The organism is Pseudomonas sp. GD03858, from assembly GCF_029840925.1.
Classification (GTDB): domain Bacteria; phylum Pseudomonadota; class Gammaproteobacteria; order Pseudomonadales; family Pseudomonadaceae; genus Aquipseudomonas.
In genome coordinates this window covers 20,305-27,775 of the sequence record NZ_JAOCDM010000067.1, presented here as the reverse complement: position 1 = coordinate 27,775, position 7,471 = coordinate 20,305, and the positions used below count along the sequence as shown (strand labels likewise).

The following is a 7,471-nucleotide window of genomic DNA, read 5'->3' as shown; positions in this document are numbered from 1 at the left end:
GCCAGCAGTACCGTTTCAGTTGGAAAAAAAAACACGATATCAGATTGCTTTCATGGCATCGGCTGCTGGTAATCTTGCGCCGCCCGTGGAGCCCCCGCGACCCATTGTCGCGGGGTGTCGCCCGAAGCGGCCGGGCTGCCTTGCGTGCAGCATACAGAGCCCTCCGCGAGCATCGCCCACCTACAAGAAGGAGCAATCCATGAACAGCAGTATCACGGCGGGGGCGGTGGCGAGCGCGCCAGGCTTCCTGTCGAAGGAGCGCATCATCGCCCGTCCGGGCTTCAACCGCTGGTTGGTGCCCCCGGCGGCCCTGGCCATTCACCTGTGCATCGGCATGGCCTATGGCTTCTCGGTGTTCTGGCTGCCGCTGTCCCAGGCCCTGGGCGTCAGCGCGCCGGTGGCCTGCGCCGCCGACATGGGCTTCGTCGCCCGTCTGTTCAGTGCCGAGTGCGACTGGCCGATCTCCATGCTCAGCTGGATCTACACCCTGTTCTTCGTGTTCCTCGGCTGCTCGGCCGCGGTGCTTGGCGGCTGGCTGGAGCATGCCGGCCCGCGCAAGGCCGGCCTGGTGTCGGCGCTGTGCTGGTGCGGTGGCCTGCTGATCTCGGCGATCGGCGTGAAGACCCACCAGCTGTGGCTGATGTGGCTGGGCTCGGGGGTGATCGGCGGGATCGGCCTGGGCCTGGGCTACATCTCGCCGGTGTCGACGCTGATCAAGTGGTTCCCGGACAAGCGCGGCATGGCCACCGGCATGGCGATCATGGGCTTTGGCGGGGGTGCCATGGTGGGCGCGCCGCTGGCCACTGCCTTGATGGGGCATTTCTCCAGCCCGACCGAAGTGGGCGTGTGGCAGAGCTTCGTCGCCATGGCCGCGATCTACTTCGTGTTCATGACCGCAGGCGCCCTGGCCTACCGCGTGCCGCCGACCGGCTGGAAGCCTGAAGGCTGGACGCCGCCGGCGAAGAAGGCCAACGCCATGGTCACCGACCGTCACGTGCACGTCAGCGTGGCCTGGAAGACCCCGCAGTTCGCCCTGGTGTGGCTGGTGCTGTGCCTGAACGTGTCGGCTGGCATCGGCATCCTCGGCATGGCCTCGCCGCTGCTGCAGGAAGTGTTCGCCGGCAAGCTGCTGGGCAACGAACTGACGTTCAGTGAGCTGAACGCCGCGCAACTGGCGCAGATCGCCGCCATCGCCGCCGGCTTCACCGGGCTGCTGAGCCTGTTCAACATCGGCGGACGCTTCTTCTGGGCCTCGTTCTCCGACTACATCGGCCGCAAGAATACCTACTTCGCCTTCTTCGCCTTGGGCGTGGGCCTCTACAGCCTGGTGCCGAACATGGGGCACATCGGCAACGTGGCACTGTTCGTGGCGGCGTTCTGCATCATCCTGTCGATGTACGGCGGCGGCTTCGCCACCGTGCCGGCGTACCTGGCCGACCTGTTCGGCACGCAGATGGTCGGCGCCATCCATGGTCGCCTGCTGACTGCCTGGGCGGCGGCCGGCGTGCTGGGGCCGGTGCTGATCACCTATCTGCGCGAGGCGCAGCTGGCGGCGGGCGTGGAGCGGGCCGCGGCCTACGACATGACCTTGTACATCCTGGCTGGCCTGCTGGTGCTGGGCTTCATTTGCAACATGTTGGTGCGACCGGTGGCGGACAAGTACTTCATGACCGATGCCGAACTGGCTGCCGAGCGTGCGCTGAGCCATGACAAGGGCGCCGATTCGGCGCGCTCGCTGGAATGGCATGCGGCGCCGGGCAGTCTGCCGCTGGTGCTGCTGGCCTGGGCCGTGGTGGTGATTCCGCTGGCCTGGGGGGTGTGGATTACCTTGCAGAAGACGGCGGTGCTGTTCCATTGAGTTAGCTGGCCCTGGGGGCGCTTTGCGCCCCTTTCGCGACACAAGGCCGCTCCTACAGGGATAGCGCGACACCCTGTAGGAGCGGCCTTGTGTCGCGAAAGGGCTGCAAAGCAGCCCCAGGGCTCGGTTGTATAGACCTGTAGGCCCGTCCCGCCCCCGTAATTACTAGCCCTGCCATATGTCATCCGCGTTTCAAGCCGGCGCGTTCTGGGCCTATAATGGAGCCCTTTTCGCCCAATGATTTTGCGGAGCTGGTGATGGTCGAACGTAAGGCTTCCGTCGAGCGCAATACCCTGGAAACCCAGGTCAAGTGCTCGATCAACCTCGATGGCAGCGGCAAGGCCCGATTCGAAATCGGCGTGCCTTTCCTTGAACACATGCTCGACCAGATCGCCCGACATGGGCTGATCGATCTGGATATCGAGTGCAAGGGCGACCTGCATATCGACGATCACCATACCGTCGAGGACGTCGGCATCACCCTCGGCATGGCGTTCGCCCAGGCCATCGGCGACAAGAAAGGCATCTTCCGCTACGGCCATGCCTATGTGCCGCTGGACGAAGCGCTGTCGCGGGTGGTCATCGACTTCTCCGGCCGCCCGGGCCTGCAGATGCATGTGCCCTATACCCGCGCCACCGTCGGCGGCTTCGATGTCGACCTGTTCCAGGAGTTCTTCCAGGGTTTCGTCAACCACGCCCTGGTGACCCTGCATATCGACAACCTGCGTGGCCACAACACCCACCACCAGATCGAGACCGTGTTCAAGGCTTTCGGCCGCGCCCTGCGCATGGCCGTCACCCTCGACGAGCGCATGGCCGGGCAGATGCCGTCCACCAAAGGGTGCCTGTAAATGCAGACGGTAGCCGTAATCGACTATGGCATGGGCAACCTGCACTCGGTGGCCAAGGCCCTCGAGCACGTGGGCGCCGGCAAGGTGCTGGTGACCAGCGACGCCGCGGTGATTCGTGAAGCCGACCGCGTGGTGTTCCCGGGCGTCGGCGCGATCCGCGACTGCATGGCCGAGATCCGCCGCCTGGGCTTCGACAGCCTGGTGCGCGAGGTCAGCCAGGACCGCCCGTTCCTCGGCATCTGCGTGGGCATGCAGGCCCTGCTCGACCACAGCGAAGAGAACGACGGCGTCGACTGCATCGGCCTGTTCCCCGGCCAGGTGCGCTTCTTCGGCAAGGACCTCAAGGAAGACGGCGAGCACCTGAAAGTGCCGCACATGGGCTGGAACGAGGTCAGCCAGACCATCGATCACCCGCTGTGGCATGACATTTCCGACCGTGCGCGCTTCTACTTCGTGCACAGCTACTACATCAACGCCGGCAAGCCGGGCCAGGTGGTCGGTCGTGGCCACTATGGCGTCGACTTCGCCGCCGCGCTGGCCGATGGCTCGCGCTTTGCCGTGCAGTTCCACCCGGAAAAGAGCCATACCCATGGCCTGCAGCTGCTGCAGAACTTCGTCGCCTGGGACGGGCGCTGGTAAATGAGCCGATCGAAGACCAAGGCCCCGATCATCACGCTGGCCCCGGAGCAGGAGCGCGAGGCGCTCGACACGCTCAAGCGCTTTCTCGAAGACCGCTTCGAGCTGCAACTGGGGTCGTTCGAGGTGGCCGAGGTCCTCGAGCTGTTCAGCAAGGAAATTGCACCCCACTACTACAACAGGGCGATTGCCGATGTTCAGCTGCACCTCAAGGAGCGGTTCGAGAGCATCGAAAGCGACCTGTGGGCGCTCGAGAAGCCCTGAACTCAACGAACAAGACAGGTTTCCAAGATGCTGATTATCCCCGCTATCGATCTCAAGGATGGTGCCTGCGTGCGCCTGCGCCAGGGCCGCATGGAAGACTCCACGGTATTTTCCGACGACCCGGTGAGCATGGCCGCCAAATGGGTCGAAGGTGGCTGCCGCCGCCTGCACCTGGTCGACCTCAACGGCGCCTTCGAAGGCCAGCCGGTCAACGGTGAGGTGGTCACCGCCATCGCCAAGCGCTACCCGACCCTGCCGATCCAGATCGGCGGCGGCATCCGCTCGCTGGAAACCATCGAGCACTACGTCAAGGCCGGCGTCAGCTACGTGATCATCGGCACCAAGGCGGTCAAGCAGCCCGAATTCGTCGCCGAGGCGTGCAAGGCGTTCCCTGGCAAGGTCATCGTCGGCCTGGACGCCAAGGATGGCTTCGTCGCCACCGACGGCTGGGCCGAAGTCAGCTCGGTGCAGGTCATCGATCTGGCCAAGCGCTTCGAGGCCGATGGCGTCTCGGCGATCGTCTACACCGACATCGCCAAGGACGGCATGATGCAGGGCTGCAACGTGCCCTTCACCAAGGCCCTGGCCGAAGCCACCTCGATCCCGGTGATCGCCTCGGGCGGCATCCACAACCTGGGTGACATCAAGGCCCTGCTGGACGCCAAGGCCCCCGGCATCATCGGTGCCATCACTGGCCGCGCCATCTACGAAGGCACCCTCGACGTCGCCGAGGCCCAGGCATTCTGCGACAACTATTGAATAGGAGCGGCAAGCTGCAAGCGGCAAGCTGCAAGAGAAAAGCCGGACCGCGTACTGCTTTATCTTGCAGCTTGCCGCTTGAAGCTTGCAGCTGCTCCCCAGGAGCTCCCATGGCTTTAGCTAAACGCATCATCCCTTGCCTGGACGTGGACAACGGCCGGGTGGTCAAGGGCGTCAAGTTCGAGAACATCCGCGATGCCGGCGACCCGGTGGAGATCGCCCGCCGCTATAACGAGCAGGGCGCGGACGAGATCACCTTCCTGGATATCACCGCCAGCGTCGATGGCCGTGACACCACCCTGCATACCGTCGAGCGCATGGCCAGCCAGGTATTCATCCCGCTGACCGTGGGCGGTGGCGTGCGTACCGTGCAGGACATTCGCAACCTGCTCAACGCCGGTGCCGACAAGGTGTCGATCAACACCGCCGCGGTGTTCAACCCGGAATTCGTCGGTGAAGCGGCGGACCGTTTCGGTTCGCAGTGCATCGTCGTCGCCATCGACGCCAAGAAAGTCTCAGGCCCGGGCGAAACGCCGCGCTGGGAGATCTTCACCCATGGCGGGCGCAAGCCGACCGGGCTGGATGCGGTGGAGTGGGCGAAGAAGATGGAAGGCCTGGGTGCCGGCGAGATCCTGCTGACCAGCATGGATCAGGACGGCATGAAGAATGGCTTCGACCTCGGGGTTACCCGGGCGATCAGCGATGCGCTGGGGATTCCGGTGATCGCCTCGGGTGGCGTGGGTAACCTGCAGCACCTGGCGGACGGCATCCTGGAAGGGCATGCCAGCGCGGTGCTGGCGGCGAGCATCTTCCACTTTGGCGAGTACACGGTGCCGGAGGCCAAGGCCTATATGGCTTCGCGCGGGATCGTCGTTCGCTGACAGAGTGCTGGGAGGGCTATGCCCTCCTTTCGCGACACAAGGCCGCTCCTACAGGGGAACGCGTATCCATCCGGCAAACGCATATCCCTGTAGGAGCGGCCTTGTGTCGCGATGGGCCGCAAAGCGGCCCCCATTGCATCACCCGTGGTTCTTGCCGAGCAGCGCATGGTAAAGCTCGGTATCCCCGAGAATCCCCACCACCTTGTCGTTATCCTGCAGCACCAGCTTGTTGCCGGTCTGGTAGCGAATCTGCAGCGCCTCACGCATGCCGATATCGGCGTGCACCACGGTCGGCCTGCGCTCCAGCAGCTCCACATCCTGCCCCGGTGCCCAGTTCTGCATGTCCAGCCCGTTCTGGCCCTGGCGTGCACGCTTGATCGAACCACCCTCGCCAAGGTCCAGCCACGAATCGATCCCCGGATCCAGGCACACCGAGCCGTTGACCCGCTTGCACTGCTCCAGGCTGCGCATCAGGCTGCGGCCACACAGCACGTTGAGCGGGTTGGTATGGGCGACGAAGGTGCGTACATACTCGTCGGCTGGATTGAGCACGATGTCCTCGGGCTTGCTGTACTGGATGATCCGCCCGTCCTTCATGATCGCGATGCGGCTGCCCAGCTTCAGCGCTTCGTCCAGGTCGTGGCTGACGAACACGATGGTCTTGCTCAGCTTGCTCTGCAGGGCCAGCAGCTCATCCTGCAGGCCCTGGCGGATCAGCGGGTCGAGGGCCGAGAACGGCTCGTCCATCAGCAGGATGTCGGCGTCCATCGCCAGCGCCCGGGCCAGGCCCACGCGCTGCTGCATGCCGCCCGAGAGCTCGTCGGGCTTCTTGTTGCGCCACTGGGTCAGGCCCACCAGTTCGAGTTTTTCATCGACCAGCTTGCGCCGTTCCTTTTCCGGGCGCCCCTGCATCTCCAGGCCGAAGCTGATGTTCTCGCGCACCGTCAGCCAGGGCATCAGGGCGAACTTCTGGAACACCATGGCGATGCGCTTGGTGCGCATCATCTTCAGCTCCGCCGGGGTGCAGTGGGCGATATCGATATGCTTGCCTTCGTGCTCGACGAACAACTTGCCGCGGCTCACGGTGTTCAGGCCATTGATGCAGCGCAGCAGGCTCGACTTGCCCGAGCCGGACAGGCCCATCAGCACGCAGATCTCGCCCTTGTTGATATCCAGGTTGGCCTTCTCGACACCGACCACCAGGCCGGTCTGCTTGAGGATCTGCTCGCGGGTCTGGCCCTGGTCGAGCAAGGCCAGCGCCTCGCGCGGCTTGCTGGAGAAGATGACGTCGACGTCTTCGAAACGAATGATGCTCATGCCTCACCCCTTACCGGCAGTTCCGGTTGCTTGCAGATGCGGTCGAGCATGATCGCCAGCAGCACGATGGCCAGGCCCGCTTCGAAGCCCAGGGAAATATCGGCGGTGTTCAGTGCGTTGACCACCGGCTTGCCCAGGCCGTCGGCGCCCACCAGGGCGGCGATTACCACCATCGACAGCGACAGCATGATGCATTGCGTCACGCCGGCGGCGATGCTCGGCATGGCGTGGGGCAGTTCGATGCGGGTCAGCAGCTGGCGGCGCGAGCAGCCGAACGCCTTGCCGGCGTCCATCAGTTCCTGCGGCACGTCGCAGATGCCGAGATAAGTGAGGCGGATGGGCGCGGCGATGGCGAACACCACGGTGGAGATCAACCCCGGTACCACGCCTAGGCCGAACAGGGTCAGCGTGGGGATCAGATAGACAAAAGTAGGCACGGTCTGCATCAGGTCGAGCACCGGGCGCATGGCGGTGTAGAACATCGGCTTGTGTGCGGCGGCGATGCCCAGCGGCACGCCGATGACCACGCAGACCACCGTGGCGAAGGTGACCTGCGCCAGGGTTTCCATGGTTTCCTGCCAATAGCCCAGGTTGAGGATCAGCAGGAACGACAGGGCGACGAAGACAGTGAGGGCCCACTTGCGCTGGATCAGGTGGGCGAGGGCGGCGAACAGGGCGATGAGCACGAACGGGTTGAACCAGGTCAGGGCGCTGGTGACCCCATGGATCATGAATTCCAGGCCTGCGGCGATGGCGTCGAAATAGGCGGCGCCATTCTGGGTCAACCATTCGACGAATGAGGCGATGTACTGCCCCAGGGGTATTTTCTGATCGATAAGCATGATAGCGAGCTTCCACCTGCAAAGATTGAAATCAGTCCGGGGCGGCACGGTCCGCCCCGCGGT

General features: G+C 64.3%; 8 protein-coding genes. 6 read left to right on the top strand and 2 right to left on the bottom strand.

What is annotated here, in order from left to right; genetic code table 11:
* The first annotated feature begins 199 nt into the window (after positions 1 to 199).
* The 6 genes from N5D48_RS17115 (at position 200) to hisF (ending at position 5,249) form a co-directional block, all read left to right on the top strand.
* Positions 200 to 1,858, top strand: coding sequence for an OFA family MFS transporter (locus tag N5D48_RS17115; RefSeq protein WP_279886420.1), 1,659 nt, complete (start codon positions 200 to 202; stop codon positions 1,856 to 1,858).
* 257 nt (positions 1,859 to 2,115) lie between these two features.
* On the top strand, positions 2,116 to 2,709 hold the full coding sequence (hisB, locus tag N5D48_RS17110; protein WP_028688464.1) for an imidazoleglycerol-phosphate dehydratase HisB: 594 nt from the start codon (positions 2,116 to 2,118) through the stop codon (positions 2,707 to 2,709).
* Positions 2,710 to 3,348, top strand: a complete 639-nt coding sequence (gene hisH, locus N5D48_RS17105) for an imidazole glycerol phosphate synthase subunit HisH (protein ID WP_060512243.1) — start codon at positions 2,710 to 2,712, stop codon at positions 3,346 to 3,348.
* Positions 3,349 to 3,609, top strand: coding sequence for a DUF2164 domain-containing protein (locus N5D48_RS17100; RefSeq protein ID WP_054903416.1), 261 nt, complete (start codon positions 3,349 to 3,351; stop codon positions 3,607 to 3,609). It begins immediately after the preceding gene.
* 27 nt (positions 3,610 to 3,636) lie between these two features.
* On the top strand, positions 3,637 to 4,368 hold the full coding sequence (hisA, locus tag N5D48_RS17095) for a 1-(5-phosphoribosyl)-5-[(5-phosphoribosylamino)methylideneamino]imidazole-4-carboxamide isomerase (protein ID WP_173887307.1): 732 nt from the start codon (positions 3,637 to 3,639) through the stop codon (positions 4,366 to 4,368).
* Positions 4,369 to 4,478: 110 nt separating this feature from the next.
* Entirely contained in the window at positions 4,479 to 5,249 is a 771-nt protein-coding gene (hisF, locus tag N5D48_RS17090) for an imidazole glycerol phosphate synthase subunit HisF (RefSeq protein WP_008091498.1), read from the top strand.
* A gap of 138 nt (positions 5,250 to 5,387) precedes the next feature.
* Here hisF and choV read toward each other — a convergent pair whose 3' ends face one another.
* Together choV and choW are read right to left on the bottom strand one after the other, a co-directional pair.
* Complete coding sequence (gene choV, locus N5D48_RS17085; RefSeq protein ID WP_279886412.1) at positions 5,388 to 6,566, bottom strand: choline ABC transporter ATP-binding protein; 1,179 nt, start codon at positions 6,564 to 6,566, stop codon at positions 5,388 to 5,390.
* Positions 6,563 to 7,411 carry a choline ABC transporter permease subunit gene (gene choW / locus N5D48_RS17080; RefSeq protein ID WP_279886421.1) on the bottom strand — a complete coding sequence of 283 codons (849 nt, stop codon included), beginning with the start codon at positions 7,409 to 7,411 and terminating at the stop codon, positions 6,563 to 6,565. The genes choV and choW overlap by 4 nt, the downstream gene beginning before the upstream one ends.
* Between the last annotated feature and the right edge of the window lie 60 nt (positions 7,412 to 7,471).

Coding starts and splice junctions, on each gene's coding strand:
- N5D48_RS17115 (WP_279886420.1), top strand. CDS start 200: ATGAACAGCAGTATCACGGCGGGGGCGGTGGCGAGCGCGCCAGGCTTC.
- hisB (WP_028688464.1), top strand. CDS start 2,116: ATGGTCGAACGTAAGGCTTCCGTCGAGCGCAATACCCTGGAAACCCAG.
- hisH (WP_060512243.1), top strand. CDS start 2,710: ATGCAGACGGTAGCCGTAATCGACTATGGCATGGGCAACCTGCACTCG.
- N5D48_RS17100 (WP_054903416.1), top strand. CDS start 3,349: ATGAGCCGATCGAAGACCAAGGCCCCGATCATCACGCTGGCCCCGGAG.
- hisA (WP_173887307.1), top strand. CDS start 3,637: ATGCTGATTATCCCCGCTATCGATCTCAAGGATGGTGCCTGCGTGCGC.
- hisF (WP_008091498.1), top strand. CDS start 4,479: ATGGCTTTAGCTAAACGCATCATCCCTTGCCTGGACGTGGACAACGGC.
- choV (WP_279886412.1), bottom strand. CDS start 6,566: ATGAGCATCATTCGTTTCGAAGACGTCGACGTCATCTTCTCCAGCAAG.